At 70.2% G+C, this 20923-nt stretch carries 15 protein-coding genes and 2 pseudogenes; 7 read left to right on the top strand and 10 right to left on the bottom strand.

All coding sequences use genetic code 11. The features are described from left to right. Positions 1–39 precede the first annotated feature (39 nt). The 4 genes from ABZ027_RS39905 to ABZ027_RS39890 all read left to right on the top strand — a co-directional run bounded on the left by ABZ027_RS39905 (position 40) and on the right by ABZ027_RS39890 (position 6288). The gene (locus tag ABZ027_RS39905; protein ID WP_356777393.1) at positions 40–1083 is read left to right on the top strand and encodes a 3-isopropylmalate dehydrogenase; all 1044 of its coding nucleotides are present in this window, start codon (positions 40–42) and stop codon (positions 1081–1083) included. Between the two features lie 276 nt (positions 1084–1359). Continuing rightward, positions 1360–2451, top strand: a complete 1092-nt coding sequence (locus tag ABZ027_RS39900) for a branched-chain amino acid aminotransferase (protein ID WP_356777391.1) — start codon at positions 1360–1362, stop codon at positions 2449–2451. Positions 2452–3099: 648 nt separating this feature from the next. After that, positions 3100–4704, top strand: coding sequence for a citramalate synthase (cimA, locus tag ABZ027_RS39895; protein ID WP_356777389.1), 1605 nt, complete (start codon positions 3100–3102; stop codon positions 4702–4704). A gap of 141 nt (positions 4705–4845) precedes the next feature. Next, entirely contained in the window at positions 4846–6288 is a 1443-nt protein-coding gene (locus ABZ027_RS39890; protein WP_356777387.1) for a hypothetical protein, read from the top strand. Positions 6289–6496: 208 nt separating this feature from the next. Here the strand turns inward: ABZ027_RS39890 and ABZ027_RS39885 are convergent, their stop codons facing one another. Then, on the bottom strand, positions 6497–7282 hold the full coding sequence (locus ABZ027_RS39885; RefSeq protein WP_356777385.1) for a serine protease: 786 nt from the start codon (positions 7280–7282) through the stop codon (positions 6497–6499). Between the two features lie 321 nt (positions 7283–7603). Next, a complete protein-coding gene (locus ABZ027_RS39880; RefSeq protein ID WP_356777383.1) occupies positions 7604–8212 on the bottom strand; it encodes a YceI family protein in 609 nt (202 codons plus the stop codon). 134 nt (positions 8213–8346) lie between these two features. Between ABZ027_RS39880 and ABZ027_RS39875 the strand changes: the two are divergent. From ABZ027_RS39875 to ABZ027_RS39865, 3 genes and pseudogenes are all read left to right on the top strand, one after another. Then, positions 8347–10715: pseudogene (locus ABZ027_RS39875) on the top strand (polysaccharide lyase 8 family protein). 154 nt (positions 10716–10869) lie between these two features. Continuing rightward, a complete protein-coding gene (locus tag ABZ027_RS39870; RefSeq protein WP_356777381.1) occupies positions 10870–12465 on the top strand; it encodes an acyl-CoA carboxylase subunit beta in 1596 nt (531 codons plus the stop codon). Positions 12466–12521: 56 nt separating this feature from the next. Further along, on the top strand, positions 12522–12713 hold the full coding sequence (locus ABZ027_RS39865; RefSeq protein WP_356777379.1) for an acyl-CoA carboxylase subunit epsilon: 192 nt from the start codon (positions 12522–12524) through the stop codon (positions 12711–12713). A gap of 144 nt (positions 12714–12857) precedes the next feature. On the opposite strand, the gene ABZ027_RS39860 is transcribed toward ABZ027_RS39865, so the two are convergent. From ABZ027_RS39860 to ABZ027_RS39825, 8 genes and pseudogenes are all read right to left on the bottom strand, one after another. After that, entirely contained in the window at positions 12858–13439 is a 582-nt protein-coding gene (locus ABZ027_RS39860; RefSeq protein ID WP_026248371.1) for an ATP/GTP-binding protein, read from the bottom strand. Beyond that, the gene (locus tag ABZ027_RS39855; RefSeq protein WP_356777377.1) at positions 13420–14013 is read right to left on the bottom strand and encodes a DUF742 domain-containing protein; all 594 of its coding nucleotides are present in this window, start codon (positions 14011–14013) and stop codon (positions 13420–13422) included. The genes ABZ027_RS39860 and ABZ027_RS39855 overlap by 20 nt, the downstream gene beginning before the upstream one ends. 96 nt (positions 14014–14109) lie before the next feature. Beyond that, a complete protein-coding gene (locus tag ABZ027_RS39850; RefSeq protein ID WP_054219305.1) occupies positions 14110–14523 on the bottom strand; it encodes a roadblock/LC7 domain-containing protein in 414 nt (137 codons plus the stop codon). Positions 14524–14533: 10 nt separating this feature from the next. Beyond that, complete coding sequence (locus ABZ027_RS39845; protein WP_356777375.1) at positions 14534–17839, bottom strand: nitrate- and nitrite sensing domain-containing protein; 3306 nt, start codon at positions 17837–17839, stop codon at positions 14534–14536. 409 nt (positions 17840–18248) lie between these two features. Continuing rightward, positions 18249–18824: an ATP/GTP-binding protein gene (locus tag ABZ027_RS39840; protein ID WP_280886629.1), complete on the bottom strand. Its 576-nt coding sequence runs from the start codon at positions 18822–18824 to the stop codon at positions 18249–18251. Next, entirely contained in the window at positions 18805–19200 is a 396-nt protein-coding gene (locus ABZ027_RS39835; protein ID WP_030611532.1) for a DUF742 domain-containing protein, read from the bottom strand. Before ABZ027_RS39835 ends, ABZ027_RS39840 begins: the two co-directional genes overlap by 20 nt. Before the next feature lie 110 nt (positions 19201–19310). Beyond that, a complete protein-coding gene (locus ABZ027_RS39830; RefSeq protein ID WP_356777409.1) occupies positions 19311–19724 on the bottom strand; it encodes a roadblock/LC7 domain-containing protein in 414 nt (137 codons plus the stop codon). Between the two features lie 9 nt (positions 19725–19733). Continuing rightward, positions 19734–20923 (bottom strand): annotated as a pseudogene (locus ABZ027_RS39825) (hypothetical protein); the annotation flags it as partial.

Below are 20923 nucleotides of genomic sequence, written 5' to 3'. Positions count from 1 at the left end.
ACGCATGTCATCCCATGGGACAAGGAGTACGGTGCCGACATGTCTCGCAGCCTCAATCTCGCAGTGATCCCCGGTGACGGCATCGGCCAGGAAGTCGTGGCCGAAGGCCTGAAGGTGCTCTCCGCCGTCCTTCCGCAGGATGTGAAGCTGGAGACCAAGGACTACGACTTCGGGGCCAGGCGCTACCACGCCACCGGCGAGACCCTCACGGACGCCGACCTCGACGCGCTCAAGCAGCACGACGCCATCCTGCTCGGCGCGATCGGCGACCCGTCGGTGCCGTCCGGTGTCCTGGAGCGCGGCTTCCTGCTCAAGCTCCGTTTCGCCTTCGACCACCACGTCAACCTGCGTCCGTCGAAGCTGCTGCCGGGTGTCGCCACCCCGCTGGCCGGCGAGCCGAAGATCGACTTCGTCGTGGTCCGCGAGGGCACCGAGGGTCCGTACACCGGCAACGGCGGCACCATCCGCAAGGGCACCGAGCACGAGGTCGCCACCGAGGTCTCCGTCAACACCGCCTTCGGTGTGGAGCGTGTGGTCCGGGACGCCTTCGCCCGCGCCCAGGCCCGCCCGCGCAAGCAGCTCGCGCTGATCCACAAGAACAACGTGCTGACCTTCGCGGGTCACCTGTGGACGAACACCTTCAACAAGGTGGCCGCGGAGTTCCCCGACGTCACCACCGAGTACATGCACGTGGACGCGGCGACCATCTACCTGGTCACGCAGCCCGAGCGCTTCGACGTGATCGTCACCGACAACCTCTTCGGCGACATCATCACCGACCTCGCCGCGGCCGTCTCCGGCGGCATCGGCGTCGCCGCGAGCGGGAACATCAACCCGTCGGGCGAGTTCCCGTCCATGTTCGAGCCCGTGCACGGCTCGGCCCCGGACATCGCGGGCCAGGGCAAGGCCGACCCCACCGCCACGGTGCTGTCTGTCGCCCTGCTCCTGCGTCACCTCGGTTACGAGGCCGAGGCCGCCCGTATCGACGAGGCGGTCTCCGTCGACCTCGCGGAGCGCACCGGCAAGCCGGCCCGCAGCACCTCCGAGATCGGCGACGCGCTCGCCGTACGCGTAGCCGGCTGACCCGCCGCGCTTCTGCGTAAGCCGCCGGGTCACTCCGTACCCGGCGGCTTACGCATGTCCCCGCCGGGTGCCACCATCAACCTCTGGGTCGCGGTTCACGCCGTTCCCGCCGCCCGCCCTCCTCCAGGGCGCGGGTGGTGCCCCCATCGGGCTCCCGCTTGCGATAATCGAACGCGGAGCCGCGGAATGAGGGAAAGCTCGGACGTCCTAGCACTGGCCACTGGCCGTACGGGCGTGAGCGCGGCCCGTCACTACAACCGGTGAAGGACACCACTCATGACGACGCCCACGACGATCGAGCTCAAGCCGTCCGCCAGCCCGCTCTCCGCCGCCGAGCGCGAAGCCGTCCTGGCCAACCCCGGGTTCGGCCGCCACTTCACCGACCACATGGTGACCATCAAGTGGACGGAGGGGCGCGGCTGGCACGACGCGCAGCTCGTTCCGTACGGGCCGATCTCCCTCGACCCCTCCACCCATGTCCTGCACTACGGCCAGGAGATCTTCGAGGGCCTCAAGGCCTACCGCCAGCCCGACGGATCGGTCGCGGTCTTCCGCCCCGAGGCCAACGCCCGCCGCTTTCGCAACTCCGCCCGCCGGATGGCCATGGCCGAGCTGCCTGAGGAGCTGTTCATCGCGGCCCTCGACGCGCTGATCGGGCAGGACGCCGACTGGGTGCCGGCGCACGGCGGTGAGGAGTCCCTCTACCTGCGCCCGTTCATGTTCGCCACCGAGGCCGCGCTCGGCGTGCACCCGGCGAACGAGTACCTCTTCATGCTGATCGCGTCCCCCTCCGGCGCCTACTTCGCGGGCGGCGTCAAGCCGGTCACCATCTGGGTCTCCGAGGACCACGTCCGTGCCGTCCCCGGCGGCACCGGCGACGCCAAGACCGGCGGCAACTACGCGGCCTCCCTGCTGCCCCAGGCGGAGGCCGCCCGCAACGGCTGCGACCAGGTGGTCTACCTCGACGCGGTGACCCGCACCAAGGTCGAGGAGTCCGGCTCGATGAACATCGCCTTCGTCTACGGCGACCGCATCGTCACCCCCGCGCTCACCGGCTCGATCCTGGAGGGCATCACCCGCGACTCGCTCCTCCAGGTCGCCCGCGACCTCGGTTACACCGCCGAGGAGGACGTCGTCACGCTGGAGCAGTGGCGTGCGGACGCCGCCTCCGGCGCCCTCACCGAGGTCTTCGCCTGCGGCACCGCGGCCGTGGTCACCCCGGTCGGCCACGTCAAGACCAAGGACTCCGCCTGGACTCACGGCGACGGCAACCCCGGCGAGGTCACCCTGCGGCTGCGGGAGGCCCTGCTGGGCATCCAGCGAGGCGTCAACGAGGACAAGCACGGCTGGATGCACAAGCTGGGCTGAGCCGAGGCGGGCGTTGGGTATCCCGAGCCCCACGGACATCGCGAGCCCCCGCCACGGCCTGTGGCGGGGGCTGGCCACGGCCTACGGCGGGAATCGGGTCTTCCGCCGCTCGGCGGGCCGTCCCTGACTGCGGATCAGGCCCGCTCGGGCTACCAGCGGGTGACCGTCGCCCACGACGACGACGGGAGCGAACGCCCAGGGCTGGGGCCCCTGGGCCGGGGGAGACCTCGTGGTGAGCGATCCAGCGACGCCAACGACCGGCGACAACGTGACGCCGACGACCGGAGACAACGCGACGCCTTCGTTCACCCGGTGCGCCGAGCCGCCCACGCTCCGCAGGCAAGATCACAGGCTCGCATTCTGAGACGGGCGGTGAGCGGCGGGGCGGGTTGTGCCAGACTGCCCCCGTGCTCTCGTTCGCCATGATTATTGGCAGCAGGCGCGCCGGTCCGCAGTGACCGCCACGTACGACCAGGTACGGGCGGACACCGTCGTCCTCGACCCGCGCGCAGACCTCTCGCACCCGCGAGGGGTTTTTCGCTTTTTCTGGCCCACCCGCAGCCGGAGGCGAGAGCGCGAGGGACCATGTGGGGACGGTGGAGCCGGTCATTCCGGTAGACCGAGATCCAACACAGGAGCCTTGACACCATGACCGCAACCAGCGAACTCGACGATTCGTTCCACGTCTTCGACACCACCCTGCGCGACGGCGCGCAGCGGGAGGGCATCAACCTCACCGTCGCGGACAAGCTGGCCATCGCCCGGCACCTGGACGACTTCGGCGTGGGCTTCATCGAGGGCGGCTGGCCCGGCGCCAACCCGCGGGACACCGAGTTCTTCGCCCGCGCCCAGCAGGAGATCGACTTCCAGCACGCCCAGCTGGTCGCCTTCGGCGCCACCCGCCGGGCGGGTGCCAAGGCCTCACAGGACCCGCAGGTCAAGGCCCTCCTGGACTCGGGCGCCCCGGTGATCACGCTGGTCGCCAAGTCGCACGACCGGCACGTGGAACTGGCCCTGCGCACCACGCTGGACGAGAACCTGGAGATGGTCCGCGACACGGTCTCCTACCTGACGGAGCAGGGCCGCCGGGTCTTCGTCGACTGCGAGCACTTCTTCGACGGCTACCGCGCCAACCCCGAGTACGCGAAGGCGGTCGTACGGGCCGCCTCGGAGGCCGGCGCGTCCGTGGTGATCCTCTGCGACACCAACGGCGGGATGCTCCCCGCGCAGGTCCAGGCGGTCGTCTCCACCGTGCTGGCCGACACCGGCGCCCGGCTCGGCATGCACGCCCAGGACGACACGGGCTGCGCGGTCGCCAACACCCTCGCCGCGGTCGACGCCGGCGCGACCCACGTGCAGTGCACGGCGAACGGCTACGGCGAGCGGGTCGGCAACTCCAACCTGTTCCCGGTGGTCGCCGCGCTGGAGCTGAAGTACGGCAAGAAGGTGCTGCCCGAGGGCAAGCTCCGCGAGATGACGCGCATCTCGCACGCGATCGCCGAGGTGGTGAACCTGACTCCCTCCACCCACCAGCCCTACGTCGGCGTCTCCGCCTTCGCCCACAAGGCCGGCCTGCACGCCTCCGCCATCAAGGTCGACCCCGACCTGTACCAGCACATCGACCCCGAGCAGGTCGGCAACACCATGCGGATGCTGGTCTCCGACATGGCGGGCCGCGCCTCGGTGGAGCTCAAGGGCAAGGAACTCGGCATCGACCTCGGCGGCGACCGCGAGCTGGTCGGCCGGGTGGTCGACCGGGTCAAGGAGCGCGAGCTCAAGGGCTACACGTACGAGGCGGCGGACGCGTCCTTCGAACTGCTGCTGCGCGCCGAGGTCGAGGGCAGGCCCCTGAAGTACTTCGAGGTCGAGTCCTGGCGCGCGATCGTCGAGGACCGCCCCGACGGCAGCCACGCCAACGAGGCCACGGTCAAGCTCTACGCCAAGGGCGAGCGCATCGTCGCCACGGCGGAGGGCAACGGCCCGGTGAACGCCCTGGACCGGTCGCTGCGCGTCGCACTGGAGAAGATCTACCCGCAGCTCGCCAAGCTCGAGCTGGTCGACTACAAGGTCCGCATCCTGGAGGGCGTCCACGGCACCCAGTCCACCACCCGGGTCCTGATCTCCACGTCCGACGGGGCGGGGGAGTGGTCGACGGTGGGCGTCGCGGAGAACGTGATCGCGGCGTCCTGGCAGGCGCTGGAGGACGCGTACGCGTACGGGCTGCTGCGTGCGGGGGTGGAGCCGGCGGAGTAGGCGCCGACACCCGCGGCTCCGCCGGGCACCGCGACGTGGCCCGCCTGGCCACCGCCGAGGCGCAGATGCTGCTGGAGAGGGCGGCCTGCAGCCTCTCCGTCCGGCATGTCTGATTGCATGCCTTTCGGGTACTTTCGAGGCATGAAGGCCGCACCGCAGCTCCAAGGCCCGACCCGGTTGCTGCTCGCACCGGCGCTCGTCGTCCTGGCCCTTCTGACGGGCCTGGCGGCGGGCGCCCCGAGCGCCGACGCGGCCCAACCCGCCACGGCCGCGACCAGCGCGACTGCGGCCACCAACGCCACCACCGCAACCCGTGCCACCACTGCCACCAGTGTCTCTACCATCGCCGAGGCCCTGCGCAAGAATCCGGTCTACGTCGACCCGGCCGCGCGGTCACAGCTCTCGGTCGCCGACGCCGCCGACCTGTCCCGGCAGATCAAGGACGCCGACAAGCCCCTGTTCCTCGCCGTGCTGCCGGCCGGATACCCGACCCGGAACCTCTTCAACGACCTGCGCACCGCCACCGGGATCACCGGTCTCTACGCGATCCGCCTGGGCGCCGACTTCGACGCCCGCGCGGACTCCGCGGTCCTGTCCCGGGCCGCCGTGCACAACCTCGTCGGCAGTGTGAAGGGCGAGAGCGACACCAAGACGCAGCTCGGCGACTTCACCGACCGAGCCCTGACCAACATGGGCGGATCGGCGCCCTTCACCTGGGGTTCCTCCGACGGCGGCGGGGTCTCCACCGCCGCGCTGGTCACCGTCGGCGCGGTGCTCCTGGCGGGCGGAGCGGGCGCCTACACGCTGGTCCGGCGCAACCGGCGGCGCCACGAGGAGGAGCAGCGGGCCGCGCTGGAGGAGCTGCGCGTCGTCGTCGACGAGGACATCACCGCGTTCGGCGAGGAACTGGACCGCCTCGACTTCCATCCGGCGGAGGCGGGCGCGGACGACGCCATGCGCGCGGACTACGAGCGTGCCCTGGACGCCTATGACCGGGCGAAGTCGGCGATGGCTCAGGCGGGAAAGCCGGAGGACGTGCGGGCCGTCACCGAGTCCCTGGCGGACGGCCGCTTCTCGCTCGCCGCCCTGGCCGCCCGCCGCGAGGGCCGGCCGCTGCCCGACCGTCGACCGCCCTGCTTCTTCGACCCGCGGCACGGTCCGTCGGTGGCCGACGCGACCTGGACGCCCCCGGGCGGCACGTCCCGCGAGGTCCCCGTCTGCGCGGCCGACCGGACCCGGCTGGCCGACGGACGCGACCCGATGGTCCGCGAGGTCGACACCGTGTACGGCCGCCGCCCGTACTGGGAGGCAGGCCCCGCCTACGGCCCCTGGGCGGGCGGCTACTTCGGCGGCGGCCTGCTGCCCGGCCTGCTTATCGGCACCATGCTCGGCGGCATGATGGCCACCCCGGCCTACGCGGCCGACTACGGTTCCGGCTACGGGGACTTCGGCGCCGCCGGCTACGAGGGCGGCGACCTGTCCGGCGCGGACTTCAACTCGGACGACTTCGGCGGCGGTTTCGGCGGAGGGGACTTCGGGGGCGGCGACTTCGGCGGAGGCGGGGACTTCGGCGGCGGTTTCTGACGCCCCGGACGGGCTGAACTGAACCGGACGGGCTGAACCGGACGGGCTGAAGGGCAGCGAGTGCGAGGCCGAGGCCCGGCGCGCGAATGGCGCGCCGGGCCCACGGACGTCGTACGAGAACAGACGCGTCGAAGCGAGCACGTGTCAGAGCCAGGACGTGTCAGAGCCTGAACGTGTCAGAGCCTGACCGTGTCAGAGCCTGAACGCGTCAGAGCGTGGAAGCCGCCGAGGCGATGGCGGAGGCGAAGGTGGAGACCTCGGTGTAGACGCCGGGGGCGTTCGGCTGGGCGCAGCCGTCACCCCAGCTGACGATGCCGACCTGGACCCAGGCGTTGGCGGCGTCCCGGCGGAACATCGGCCCGCCGGAGTCGCCCTGGCAGGTGTCGACGCCGCCCGCGGCGAAGCCGGCGCAGATCTCCTCGCCGGCGACGAGGCCGCTGTAGAGGCCGCCGTACCCCTTGCAGGTGGCGTCGCTCACGAACGGCACCGTGGCCTTGAGCAGGTACCGCTGCTGGGCACCGCCCTCGCGGGCCGCTCCCCATCCGGCGACGGTGAAGTTGCCGGTGTTGTACTGCGTGGTGGTGGCGATCTTCAGCGTGGGCAGGTTGATCGGCTGGGCGAGCTTGATGAGCGCCCAGTCCTTGCCGGTGCCGTTGTAACCGGGGGCCTGGAGGACCCTGGTCGACTTGACCTGGACCCGGCCGCTGCTGGACTGCAGGTCGACGACCCCGGCGGTGGCGGTGATGCTGGTGTTGGCGCCGGATCCGTTCACACAGTGGGCGGCCGTGAGCACTATCTGCTGGGTGTACAGCGCGCCGCCGCAGCCCATCGAGAGCCGGACCATGAACGGGAACTCGCCCTGCGCGGCGCGGGTGCCGCCGACGACGGGCGAGGGGGCGGCCTGTGCGGCCGAGACGGGCTGAAGACTGGCGACCGCGAGGGCGACGGCGCCGACGGCCGCGCATCTCTTGAGGGCCGTGAGGAGTCTCTTCAACGGGGTGCCCTTCTGTGGGGGTTGAGCTGCGGACGCATCCATCCGAAGCGCCAGAAATTGTCGTGCACATGTCATAGCGGACAGTAAAAGAACGCCCATTGACTGGCATGGGCAGGACAAATTCCGTCGCTGGATTATGAGAACGCTGTGAGCACCCGCACAAGGTGTCTGATCCGGCCACCCCTGTCCGGATCAGATCAGCCGACTCGTTGCCGACGAAGCCCGTCGGCCTGCCCGTAACGGGGGCGAGTCGACGGGCTCATAAGGCGTCACTACCCGCCCGAGGCAGCGCCCCCGGCGGACACACGCCGTCGCGACGGCTCAGGCGTTCCTGATCGCCGAGATGTCGAAGTTCAGCTTGATCTTGTCGGAGACCAGGACGCCGCCCGTCTCCAGCGCGGCGTTCCACGTCAGGCCCCACTCGGAGCGCAGGATCTCCGCCTTGCCCTCGAAGCCGACGCGCTCGTTGCCGAACGGGTCCTTCGCGGCGCCGTTGAACTCCAGGTCGATGCTGAGCGGCCGGGTGACGCCGAGGATCTCCAGGTCACCGGTGATGCGGTAGTCGTCGCCGCCCAGGGCCTCGGCCGAGGTGGAGCGGAAGGTCATGGCGGGGAACTCGTCGGTCTTGAAGAAGTCCGAGCTCTTGAGGTGCCCGTCGCGGTCCGCGGAGCCGGTGTCGATGCTGTCCATCGTGACGTCGATGGACGCTGTGGACGCGGACGGGTCGGCCCCGTCCAGGTGCAGCGAGCCGCTGAAGTCGAGGAACTTGCCCTTGACGTTCGTGACCATGGCGTGCCGGGCCACGAAGCCGATCGAGGAGTGGGCGGGGTCGATCGTGTAGTCGCCGGTCACCGCGGCCAGGTCCGGGCTCACAGCGGCGGTCGCCGCGGTGGTCGGGTCGGCGGAGTCCTTGCGGCCGAAGATGCTCATGAAGTGCTCCCGGGGAGAGGATGTTTAATGTTCAACGATGCCAACAGGGACGACGGTAGACCTATTCCGGACGCGCTTCAATGCCTTTCACCAAGTGTTGGCCCGCCGAGGCCGAGGTGGTAGACGAGGGGGTCATGACCCCCCAGCGCCGAGCATTAGAGGCCCTTGCCTCCGTGCGGCCCACTCGCAGAGACCTCCTGCTCACGGCCGCCCTCATGGCGACGACCGCCGCGGCCACCCCCGGCTCGCGCAGCGCGGGCGACCCGGCCGACGACCCCTTCACGGCCCTGCGCCGCCGCTGGCTCGACATCGCCCTCGGCACCGGTTACGACCCCGCCGCCGAGCCGTACGCCTCCCGCCTGGCCGAGACCGGCGTGCTCGCCCGCGGCTTCCGCGCCACCATGGCCCCGACCGCCACCTCCCTGTGGCCGGGCCAGCCCTACGACCCGCCCGCCGGCATCACCCAGAGCTACGGCCGCCTGTGGACCATGGCCCAGGCGTACATCCGCGAGGGCACCGGCTCGACCGGCGACGAAGGCCTGCTCGCCGACGTGGTCCGCGGCCTCGACCATCTCTCCGCCACCGTCTACAACCCGTCCACCACCCGCTACGGCAACTGGTGGGAATGGCAGATCGGCAGCCCCCGCCTGCTCATGGACATCACGGCCGCCCTGTACGACCACCTCACCGAGGACCGCAGGGAAGCCGCCTGCGCCGCGGTCGACCACTTCATCCCCGCCGCGCTGCTGACCGACTACTCCGGCACATCCACCGGCGCCAATCGGGTGGACCTGTGCCGGTCCGTCGCCCTGCGCGGCATCCTCGGCCGCGAGCCCGCCGCCATCGCCCGCGCCCGCGACGCGCTCTCGCCGGTCTTCCCGTACGTCACCCAGGGGGACGGCCTCTACGCGGACGGCTCGTTCGTGCAGCACACCTGGGTCGCCTACTCGGGAACCTACGGCCAGGTCATGCTCGAGGACTCGGCCGTCTCTTCGCGCTGCTGGCCGGCTCCGCGTGGGAGGTGACCGACCCCGCCCGGCAGATCGTCCTGGACAGCGTCGAGCACGCCTACGCCCCGCTGATCCACGACGGGTTGGTGATGGACGCCGTCAACGGCCGTGCCATCAGCCGGGGTCTCCTCAAAAGCGACGACCGGCACGTCATGCGCAGCGACCACTACCACGGGCAGGGCCTCATCGCCGCGATCGCCCTGCTCGCCGCCGGCGCGAGTGACGCGGAGCGCGATCGCTGGCACGCCCGCGTCAAGGGCTGGATCGAACGGGACACCGTGACACCGGTCCTGACGGCGCCTCAGTACGACGTGGCCGACCTGGCCCGACTGCACGCGGTGGTCGCCTCCCCGGTGCGGGCCGCCCCGGAACCCGTCGGCCACCGGCTCTTCGCCGCGATGGACCGGGCCGTGCACCGCCGCCCCGCCTTCACCGCGAGCATCGCCATGGCCAGCGACCGCATCGCGTACTACGAGTGCGGCAACGGCGAGAACCCGCGCGGCTGGCACACGGGCGCCGGCCTGCTCTCCTGGTGGCCGACCGGCCGGGGGCACCGAGCCGACCAGTTCACGGACTGGTACTGGCCCACCGTCGACTGGTACCGCCTGCCCGGCACCACCGTCTCCACCAAGCGGCTCCCCGACCGGGCCGGCGGCGAGTGGGGCGCGCCCAAGCCGGACGTCCGCTGGGTCGGCGGCACCACCGACGGCGAGTACGCGGCGATCGGCCAGCACCTGAAGGGGCTGGAGTCCACCCTCCAGGCCCGTAAGTCCTGGTTCTGCGTCGCCGACGCGGTGATCTGCCTCGGCGCGGGCATCACCTGCGCCGACGGCGTCCCGGTCGAGACGGTCGTCGACAACCGCAACCTGGGGGAGGGTGGCGACCCGTCCTTCGTGCGGGGGCACGGCTGGGCCCACCTGGAGGGCCACGGCGGCTGGGTGATCCGGCAGGGCAGCCTGCGGACGCTCCGGGAGGACCGCACCGGCGCCTGGTCCGACATCAACACCACCAGCGCGACCGAGCGCCGCACCCGCCGCTGGCAGACCCTCTGGCTTGAGCACGGCACCGACCCCACGGACGCCACGTACGTCTACGTCCTGCTCCCCGGAGCCTCGCGCCGAACGGTCGCCGCCCGCGCCGCCGACCGGCAGTGGCTGTCGGTCCTCGCCAACGACGCCGCCTGCCAGGCGGTCCACGTCCCCTCTCTGGCCCTCACCGCCGCCAACTTCTGGCGGTCCGGTACGGTCGGCGGGCTGACCGCTTCCGCCGGCGCGAGCGTGCTGCTCCGGCGCCGGGGCCGTACCGCCACCCTCTGCGTGAGCGAGCCGCCCCGTACCGGCGAACCCCTGGAGATCACCTGGGAGCACCCGGTGCGCGCGGTGACCCGGACGGACGACACGGTCGAGGTGCTGTCGGCGGGGGGCCGACTGGACCTGAGAATCACTCCGGGGAGGGCATCTGCCACCCATGTATGTGAGGTGGCTCTCAGCTGACGACTTTGTACGACCCCTACAAGGGGAACGCCCCCTGAGCAGTCCGAAGGCATGTAGGCCGCCACGGTTCTGTTCAGTGGTACCAGGAAAACGGTCCGGAGACTGTTCGGAGTCAACGGCGAGCTTTTCACCGTCCGCTTCGTATGGTCGCTACATGACCGTTTTGGATGAGGCGCCGGGTGAGACGACGGGTGAGCCGACTGACGCGCGGGGACGGGTGGCCGAGCTGCACGAGATCCGTGCGCAGGCGCTGGCCGGCCCGAGCGAGAAGGCCACCGAGGCGCAGCACGCCAAGGGCAAGCTGACCGCACGGGAACGCATCGAGCTGTTGGTGGATCCGGGATCCTTCCGGGAGGTCGAGCAGCTGCGCCGGCACCGGGCGACCGGGTTCGGCCTGGAGGCCAAGAAGCCGTACACGGACGGCGTCATCACCGGCTGGGGCACGGTGGAGGGCCGTACGGTCTTCGTCTACGCCCATGACTTCCGCATCTTCGGCGGCGCGCTGGGCGAGGCCCACGCCACGAAGATCCACAAGATCATGGACATGGCCATCGCGGCCGGTGCTCCGCTGGTGTCCCTGAACGACGGGGCGGGCGCCCGTATCCAGGAGGGTGTCTCGGCTCTCGCCGGTTACGGCGGCATCTTCCAGCGCAACACCAAGGCGTCCGGCGTCATCCCGCAGATCAGCGTGATGCTCGGCCCGTGTGCGGGTGGCGCGGCCTACAGCCCGGCCCTGACGGACTTCGTGTTCATGGTCCGCGAGACCTCGCAGATGTTCATCACCGGCCCGGACGTCGTCAAGGCGGTCACCGGCGAGGAGATCACCCAGAACGGCCTCGGCGGCGCGGACGTGCACGCCGAGACCAGCGGTGTCTGCCACTTCGCCTACGACGACGAGGAGACCTGCCTCGCCGAGGTGCGCTACCTCCTGTCGATGCTCCCGCAGAACAACCGCGAGAACCCGCCGCGGGTGGAGCCCTCGGACGCCTCGGACCGGCGCTCCGACCTCCTCCTCGACCTGGTCCCGGCGGACGGCAACCGTCCGTACGACATGACCAAGGTCATCGAGGAGATCGTCGACGACGGCGACTACCTGGAGGTCCACGAGCGCTGGGCCCGCAACATCATCTGCGCGCTGGCCCGCCTGGACGGTCAGGTGGTCGGCATCGTGGCCAACCAGCCGTCGTCGCTGGCCGGTGTCCTGGACATCGAAGCGTCGGAAAAAGCTGCACGCTTTGTCCAGATGTGTGACGCTTTCAATATCCCGATCGTGACGTTCCTGGACGTCCCCGGGTTCCTTCCGGGTGTCGACCAGGAGCACGGCGGAATCATCCGCCACGGCGCGAAGCTGCTGTACGCCTACTGCAACGCCACCGTCCCGAGGATCTCGCTGATCCTGCGCAAGGCCTACGGGGGTGCTTACATCGTCATGGACAGCCAGTCCATCGGCGCTGACCTCACCTACGCCTGGCCGACCAACGAGATCGCCGTCATGGGCGCCGAGGGCGCGGCCAACGTCATCTTCCGCCGGCAGATCGCCGACGCGGAGGACCCCGAGGCCATGCGGGCCCGCATGGTCAAGGAGTACAAGTCCGAGCTGATGCACCCCTACTACGCGGCCGAGCGAGGCCTGGTCGACGACGTCATCGACCCGGCGGAGACCCGCGAGATCCTGATCCAGTCCCTGGCGATGCTGCACACCAAGCACGCCGACCTGCCGTCCCGCAAGCACGGCAACCCCCCGCAGTAACCCAGCGGATCCTTCGCGGTACCGCCGCGGAAACCTCTCTCACGGAGACTGAGCCCATGAGCACCCCTGACATTCGTGTCGAGAAGGGCCACGCCGAGCCCGAGGAAGTCGCCGCCATCACGGCCATCCTCCTGGCCCGCGCCGCCGCCCAGCCGTCCGAGGCTCCGGCCCACCGCGGCCGCCGCAAGGCCGGCTGGCGCCGCCTGGAGCGCGAGCCCGGCTTCCGCGCACCGCACAGCTGGCGCTGAGCCAAGAGACACGACTGAGGGCCCCTCTCGAAAGAGGGGCCCTCAGTCGTGCCTTCTGGGGGCGCGGGGAACTGCGCGACCGGCCACCGACTGCCCGCAGACGGCTTACGGCCATCCGAGGCAGCCCAGTGGCCGCACGGCCCGCTACCGCAGGCGAGCCATCAACGCGTGCTCCACGAGAGTGATGAGCGCCGACTTTGCGTCCGCACGATGCCGCGCGTCCGTCGTGATGATCGGGGTGTCGGGACCGATCTGCAGAGCCTCGCGGACCTCGTCCGGGTTGTACGGCTGGTTGCCGTCGAACCCGTTCAGGGCGATCACGAAGGGAAGACCCGAGTTCTCGAAGTAGTCGACGGCCGGGAAGCAGTCCGCAAGGCGCCTCGTGTCCACGAGGACGATCGCGCCGATGGCGCCGCGCACCAGGTCGTCCCACATGAACCAGAAGCGGTCCTGGCCCGGCGTACCGAACAGGTACAGGATCAGGTCCTGGTCGAGGGTGATACGGCCGAAGTCCATGGCGACCGTGGTGGTCGTCTTGTCCCCGGTGTGGGTGAGGTCGTCGATGCCCGCGCTGGCGGACGTCATGACGGCCTCGGTGCGCAGCGGGTTGATCTCCGAGACGGCGCCGACGAACGTGGTCTTGCCCACGCCGAAGCCGCCCGCCACCACGATCTTCGCGGACGTGGTGGAGCGGGAAGGCCCTCCGCTAGAGCTTGCGAAGTCCACTGAGCACCCTTTCGAGCAGTGTCACGTCTGGCTGGCCGCCGGCGTTCTCGTCGCCGCCGGGCTGATGGATGGCGACCAGGCCCGCCTCCGCCAAGTCGGCGACGAGGATCCTGGCCACGCCGAGAGGGATCGTCAGGAGGGCCGAGATCTCGGCCACCGACTTGATCTCACGGCAGAGGTTGCAGATCCGCTGATGCTCGGGCAACTGGCCCTGCATCTGGTGCGGCTGCGCGGTGGTGTGCACCAGTGCCTCGATGGCGAGCTGGTAGCGCGGGCGGGTCCGGCCGCCGGTCATGGCGTACGGACGCACCAGGGGGTTGCTGGCGCCTCCCGCGGGTGAAGGCTCAGGGGTGCGTCGGTGCGGCTGCACGGGCTGGATGCGCGGGGCCGACGGCTGGTCGTACGGCGACGGCCCGGGACCCTGGGGGTTCTGGGGAGCGTACGGCTGCTGACTCCGGTGGCTCGGAGTGGAGGGGAAGTTGTAACGGTTCGGGTTCTGGGAACCGTCGTTCTGACCCTGGCCAGGGCCGTACGACCAGTTACCCGAAGGTGAACCGCCTGGGGGTGTTGCCACTTTCTCTCCTCCTCCGACTGTGCCGGGCACCCATCACCATGGAGCCGCGTCTCGAAACCTTATGGCCTCAGGACGCCAAAACGCACCGTCTGTCTGTTAGTTGAGCAAGCTCCCTTGGAGCTCCGCACGCAGATCGGGCGTCAGGACCGTGCCGGCACGGTCCACCAGGAGCGCCATCTCGTAGCCGATGAGACCGATGTCCGCCTCCGGATGCGCGAGAACGGCGAGCGAGGAACCGTCGGAAACGGACATGATGAAGAGGAAGCCCCGCTCCATCTCCACAACTGTCTGGTTCACGTGGCCGCCCTCGAAGATGCGGGAGGCGCCTGCCGTCAGAGACGTCAGACCGGACGCGACGGCCGCGAGCTGGTCGGCTCGGTCGCGGGGAAAGCCTTCGGACATCGCCAGAAGGAGTCCGTCGGCGGAGACCACCACCGTGTGGGACACCCCAGGGGTGTTGTCCACGAAGTTGGTGATCAACCAGTTCAGGTTCTGTGCCGCCTGGCTCATCGGGCTCACACTAACGCTCCTGGTTGTAGGTGCTGTCAGGACCACCGTGTTGATTCCCAGTGGCCTGGCCGTTCGTTTCGCTTGCGTTGCGTCCCCGCTGGACCCCACGGCGCAGGTTGCTCAACCTGCCCCGGACGTCCTCGGGGGCGCGGGAGACCTGTGGGCCCCCCTGCGGGGTGGACTCGGCGGCTCCCTCGACCAGGTTGGCCTTGGGCACCCGCCGCGGCAGACCGGAGGAGGTCACCCCGCCCGCCTTGGGCTTCCGGAGCTGCGAGGCCTGCTGCCAGCGCGCGTCGTTCGCCGAGCGCCAGGATTCGGTGCCGTTGCTCTCCGGTGTGGAAGTCGACGGCTCCTGGGTCGTGTGCCGCGTACCGGCCGAGCCGTTCGCGCCACTCGTGGGGGAACCACGGCGGGGAAGCCCGGCATCGGTCAGCTCGTGGGCGACGGAGGAGGTCGGTCCCGGACGTTCGAAGCCTACGCGGTCCAGCTCACTCGCGTCACCGGCCTGCGCAGATTCCGCTTCCGGAGCGTACTGGTCAGGGTATCCGTTGCGATAGCCGGTCTGCTGCGGCCAGTCGTCCTGGTAGGACTGCTCCTCGAAGGCGGAGAACGACTCCGGCGCGGCGGCGCGGCCCTGCCCGGACTCCTCCTGGACCGGCTCCGGATACGTGGGCTCCGGGTAGCCGCCGTTCGTGGAGAAGGCGTCGTGCTGCAGCGGACCTCCGCCCGGCGCGTAGTACGACTCATCGTACGACGGCTGCTGCGGCTCCTCGTACGAGCGCTGCTGCTCCTCGTACGGCGCCTGACGAGGCTCTTCGTACGTCGGCTGGCGCGGCTCGTCGTAGGACGGCTGGCGAGGCTCCTCGTACGCCGGCTGACGGTCGTACGAGGCGGGCTGCTCGGGGAAGCCGCCCGGGGCGTTGTCGTAGCCCGGCCGGGCGTCGAACGCCTCCGGGTACGACGGTGTCTCGGGGGCGTCGTCGTGTGACTGGGCCTCCAGAGCCGCCCGGCGTTCCTCACGCATCAGTGAGCGGCCCACCGGGTCCAGCTCCCGGATGTCGTCCGGGACCTCCGGGTAGCGGCTGTCGTCGAAGCCGAGCTCCGCGGCCGTGCGCATCGGCAGGCCGTTGTTGAAGTCCTCGCCCTGGTAGCTCTGCTCCGGGATGATCTGCGAGACCGTGAACTCGTCGCGCGGCTGCTGCTGCTCGCCGCCACCGCCGTGGGTGATCGCGTCGGGCAGCATGACCAGCGAGGTCGTGCCGGCCTGCTCGCCGGAGGGACGCAGCTGGACGCGGATGCCGTGCCGGTCGGACAGCCGGCCGACCACGAACAGGCCCATGCGCTGCGAGATCGCGGCGTCCACGGTCGGCGGGTTGGCCAGCTTGTGGTTGATGTCCGCGAAGTCCTCGGCGGTGAGGCCGATGCCCTTGTCGTGGATCTCGATCATGATCCGGCCGTCCGGGAGACGGGTGGCGGTCACACGGACCTTGGTCTGCGGGGAGGAGAACGTCGTGGCGTTCTCCAGCAGCTCGGCGAGCAGGTGCACGAGGTCGGTGACCGCGCGGCCGTGGATCTCGGCCTCCGGGACGCCGGACAGCTCGATGCGCTCGTACTGCTCCACCTCGGAGGAGGCGGCGCGCAGTACGTCGACCAGCGGGACCGGCTGGTCCCAGCGACGGCCGGGCTCCTCGCCGGCGAGGACCAGGAGGTTCTCGCCGTTGCGGCGCATACGGGTCGCGAGGTGGTCCAGCTTGAAGAGGTTCTCCAACTGGTCCGGGTCGGCCTCGTTGTTCTCCAGGTCGGTGATCAGGGTCAGCTGGCCCTCGATCAGCGACTGGTTGCGGCGCGAGAGGTTGGTGAAGATCGCGTTGATGTTGCCCCGCAGCAGAGCCTGCTCGGCGGCGAGCCGGACGGCCTCACGGTGGACCTGGTCGAAGGCCCGGGCGACCTCGCCGATCTCGTCCCTGGTGGTGATCGGGATCGGCTGCACACGGGTGTCGACGCGGCCGGGATCGGTGCGCGAGAGCTGGTCGACCAGCATCGGCAGCCGCTGCTCGGCGATGCCGAAGGCGGCGTTGCGCAGCTGGCGCATCGCGCGACTCATCTGGCGGGCCACCATGCCGGCCAGGATGAACGCGGCGAGCAGGGCGACCACGACCGCGGCACCGGTGATGAAGGCGTCCTGACGGGCGTTGTCGGAGATGTCGGCGGCCTCGTTCACCGCCGTGTCCGCGAGGTCCGCCTCGATCTGCCGGTACGCGTTGAACTTGAGGGTGGTGACCGCCCACCAGTTGGGCGCGCTGATGCCCTGCGTGGCCAGTGTCTGACGCGCGGCCGGGTCCGTGGTCTGCAGCGCGGACATGGCCGCGATCATGGTGTTCGGGTTGGACGGCGGCGGCACGTAGTCCGGGTTCTTGGCCTTGGCCTCCTTGGCCATCGCCGCGCCGTCGGCCTGGACCTGCTTGGTGGCCGCGTCCAGCTTGGCGATGTCCTGCTCGGTACCGCCGCCCTGGTACTCCTGGACGGCGATGCCCTCCAGGTAGGCGTACGAGGTCAGGGCGACGCGCTGCTTGGCCAGGCTGCTGGCGCTGGTGCCGGGCTTGATCAGCAGGTGCATGCCGATGGAGCGCTCCAGGGAGAGCGCGCCCTTGGTGAGCGAGATGGCGTAGACCGTACGGCCGTAGCTGGTGATGTTTCCGGTGCCCAGACCGAGCTCGTTGGAGAACTCGAGCAGCCTGTGCTCGATCTCGACGTAGCCCTCTTCGGTCTGCACGCCGTCGAGCTTGTTGGTGTACGCCGCCGCGCGGAGCTTCTGCAGGTCCGGTTCCACGTCGCGGAAGCGGTCCAGGCGACGAACCAGGTTCGGCCGGTTCGGCATGCTCTTGGCCGCCTCGTCGAAGGCGTCCGCGGCTTGGTCGGTGCGCTTGCGGGCCTCGACGACCGTCTTGTCGTTCTGACCCTTGCCCTGGAGCAGGGGAGCGGCGGTGATGTCCCGCTCGACGAGCATCTCGTTGCTGTAGGTCAGCGCGGCCCGCACCAGACGCGCGGTGTTCTCCGCGTCCTCGGCCTCCTGCCAGGTGTCGATCGAGCTCTTCACCTGGAAGCCGCCCATGACGAGGCCGACCACCACGGGTATGAGCAGGATCGCGTTCAGCCGGGTCGGTACCCGCCAGTTGCGCGGGGAGAAACGGCCGCCGCTCGGAGCGGGGGGCGCCGTTGGTTCCGATCCGGGTACGGGGGCGGGCGCCGCTCCGCGCGGCGGCGGGGTGAAGTTGCCCCGGGCCGACGGCTCGGGACCGTTCTTGCTTCGCCTCACTCGACCAACAACCTTCCGGCGGTCGGCACCAACGCTGTGCCGCAGTGTCTCAGAGCCCGGTACGCCTCGACGGTGAGTACGTCTTTGACTATTGGGCAGTTCAGGCATTCCAGCACGTCGCCCTACGCAGCTCCAAACAGTGGAAAGGATGGAATCGACGTGATGTAAGCCCCAGATAAAACGGTCATAAAGAGCGAGCCCCGTCAAAAGACGGGGCCTTCGTGCGCGCAGCGAGACCAGTTGACCGCGATGCGTGGCCGTACCACCGGATTCCTCTGCCGAAACGTTATGAACGTCGGGGCCGACCGTGTCAAAGGACACAGCCGGCTCCGCGACATCTACGACAACTGCCGTATGGCACCGACGTTTTGGGTGCTGTCCGGTTCGCCGCCCCGGGGCTGCCCCGCCGTTACCGCAGGCGGGCCATCAGAGCGTGCTCCACCAGCGTGATCAGGGCACCCTTGGCGTCGGAGCGGTGCCTGGCGTCGGTGGTGATGATCGGGGTGTCGGGGCCGATCTGCAGGGCCTCGCGCACCTCCTCCGGCTGGTAGGGCTGGTGCCCCTCGAAGCCGTTGAGCGCGACGACGAACGGCAGCCCACTGTTCTCGAAGTAGTCGACCGCGGGGAAGCAGTCGGCGAGACGGCGGGTGTCCACGAGGACGATCGCGCCGATGGCGCCGCGCACCAGGTCGTCCCACATGAACCAGAAGCGGTCCTGGCCCGGCGTACCGAACAGGTACAGGATCAGGTCCTGGTCGAGGGTGATACGGCCGAAGTCCATGGCGACCGTGGTGGTCGTCTTGCCTCCGGTGTGGGTGAGGTCGTCGATGCCCGCGCTGGCGGACGTCATGACGGCCTCGGTGCGCAGCGGGTTGATCTCGGAGACGGCGCCGACGAACGTGGTCTTGCCCACGCCGAAGCCGCCCGCCACCACGATCTTCGCGGAGGTGGTCGTCCGGCCTCCGTCAGAGCTTGCGAAGTCCACTGAGCACCCTTTCAAGCAGTGTCACGTCCGGAGCACCGGTGCTCTCGTCGCCACCCGGCTGGTGAATGGCGACGAGTCCGGCCTCCGCGAGGTCCGCGACAAGAATCCGGGCCACGCCCAGGGGCATGGCCAGCAACGCCGAGACCTCGGCCACCGACTTCACCTCTCGGCACAGGTGGCAGATCCGCTGGTGCTCAGGGAGCAGCCCCATGAGCGCCGCCGGGTCGGCCGTGGTGCTGATGAGGGCCTCGATGGCGAGCTGGTAACGCGGCCGGGTCCTACCGCCGGTCATCGCGTACGGGCGTACCAGTGGCTGGTCGCCCTCATCCTCGTACGGCTCCGCGTACGGATCATGAGAAGCGGTGGGCGGGGTCATGAGTCCTCCGGGCGGGACAGCAAGTCGTAAGCCGAGCCGTCTGACGTGGCCGGTGGGGGGAGTGTGGCGGCCGGACGGTGATTTGGTGAGGCGGGTGGATCCGGGACGGATCAGTGGAGCAGACTTCCTTGGAGTTCGGCGCGCAGGTCGGGCGTGAGCACGGCGCCCGCGCGGTCGACCAGCAGCGCCATCTCGTAGCCGACCAGGCCGATGTCGCAGTCGGGGTGGGCGAGCACGGCCAGGGACGAGCCGTCCGAGATGGACATCAGGAACAGGAATCCCCGCTCCATCTCGACCACCGTCTGAGCGACTTCGCCGCCCTCGAAGATCCGGGAGGCGCCGGCCGTGAGCGAGGTGAGTCCGGACGCGACCGCCGCCAGCTGGTCGGCTCGGTCGCGCGGGAAGCCCTCGGACATTGCGAGCAGGAGGCCGTCGGCGGACACGACGACGGTGTGGGACACCCCGGGGGTGTTGTCCACGAAGTTGGTGATCAACCAGTTGAGGTTCTGTGCCGCCTGGCTCATCGGGCTCAACTAACGCTCCTGCTGGTGAGTGGGGCTCGGGAAGCTGCCGGTCTGGCCGGAACCGGCCTGTCGACCTTGCGCGATGCCCCGACGGAGATTGGTCAGCCGGCCGCGTACGTCGTCAGGCGAACGCGAGACCTGCGGACCGGGTTGGTGCTGTTGCTGCTGAGCCGTGCCTGGTACGAGGTTCGCTCGGGGCACCCGGCGCGGCAGACCGGAGGTGGTGACGCCGCCCGCGGCCGGCTGCCGTACGCGCTCTGCCTGCCGGACGAGATCGTCGTTCGGCGAGCTGCGCCAGGAGCTGGCGACGGGACGTTGGGGGGCAGGCGGGGTGGCCTGCGGCTGCTGTTGCGGGGCCGCCGGGACGGGATCCGTCGCGCTGTTGCCCTGCTGAGCGTTCTGCTGCCCGTGGAACCAGTTGGTCTCGAGCGTGTCGTACAGCGGCGTACGACCGTCACCGGGACCGGCGGCGGGCGGCAGCTCCCAGGCCTCGGGCCGTCGACCTTCTTCGGGCCGCTGCTGCGGACGCTGCGGGGCAGGCGGGCGCGGCGCGCCGAAGTCGGTGCCGCGGCCGTTGGTCTGAGGCCGCTCGAACTGGCCCGTCGACGACGAGGTGTTCGACGGGTTCTGGCCGCCCGGCAGGGAGTGCTGACCCGTGGAGCCGCCGTCGAAGCCGGGCTGGGTGAACTGGCCGCCGGTGCCGTTGTCGTAGCCCTGCGGGGGCGTGAACTGGCCCGTGGCCGACGGGGACGAGGAGGCCGCCGGGGTGTTCCGGCCGCTCGGGGCGCCCGGAGTGCTCGGGGCGCTGAAGATGTCCGAGCGGACGAACGGGCCGTCGGTGATCTGCTCGGACCGGCCGTTCTGGTTGTTCTGTCCGCCCTCGCCGGTCCCCGGGCGGGGGAACTGCCCGGTGCTCTGCGGGGCACCGGGCGCCGACGCGTCGAAGTCCGGGCGGGCGAACTCGGAGGTGGACGCGGGACCCTGACGGCCGTCGAGCTGCGGGATGGCCGGCATCTCGGTGGTCGCGCCCGGACCCTGCCGGTCGTCGATCCGCGGCATCCGGGAGGTCTGCGACGAGTCCTGCTCGTCGTGGCCGCGCGGGGCCATCGGTGTCTCGTGGGGCGGGATCAGGGCGCGGTACTCGGGGGTCACCACCGGCTGGGCGAAACCCGCCTTCGAGAAGTGCCAGTCCTTGATCC

Source organism: Streptomyces sp. NPDC006332 (assembly GCF_040612855.1).
Lineage (GTDB): Bacteria > Actinomycetota > Actinomycetes > Streptomycetales > Streptomycetaceae > Streptomyces.
This window is presented reverse-complemented; position numbering and strand designations above follow the sequence as displayed.

Coding starts and splice junctions, on each gene's coding strand:
- ABZ027_RS39905 (WP_356777393.1), top strand. CDS start 40: ATGTCTCGCAGCCTCAATCTCGCAGTGATCCCCGGTGACGGCATCGGC.
- ABZ027_RS39900 (WP_356777391.1), top strand. CDS start 1,360: ATGACGACGCCCACGACGATCGAGCTCAAGCCGTCCGCCAGCCCGCTC.
- cimA (WP_356777389.1), top strand. CDS start 3,100: ATGACCGCAACCAGCGAACTCGACGATTCGTTCCACGTCTTCGACACC.
- ABZ027_RS39890 (WP_356777387.1), top strand. CDS start 4,846: ATGAAGGCCGCACCGCAGCTCCAAGGCCCGACCCGGTTGCTGCTCGCA.
- ABZ027_RS39880 (WP_356777383.1), bottom strand. CDS start 8,212: ATGAGCATCTTCGGCCGCAAGGACTCCGCCGACCCGACCACCGCGGCG.
- ABZ027_RS39870 (WP_356777381.1), top strand. CDS start 10,870: ATGACCGTTTTGGATGAGGCGCCGGGTGAGACGACGGGTGAGCCGACT.
- ABZ027_RS39865 (WP_356777379.1), top strand. CDS start 12,522: ATGAGCACCCCTGACATTCGTGTCGAGAAGGGCCACGCCGAGCCCGAG.
- ABZ027_RS39850 (WP_054219305.1), bottom strand. CDS start 14,523: ATGAGCCAGGCGGCACAGAACCTGAACTGGTTGATCACCAACTTCGTG.
- ABZ027_RS39835 (WP_030611532.1), bottom strand. CDS start 19,200: ATGACCCCGCCCACCGCTTCTCATGATCCGTACGCGGAGCCGTACGAG.
- ABZ027_RS39830 (WP_356777409.1), bottom strand. CDS start 19,724: ATGAGCCAGGCGGCACAGAACCTCAACTGGTTGATCACCAACTTCGTG.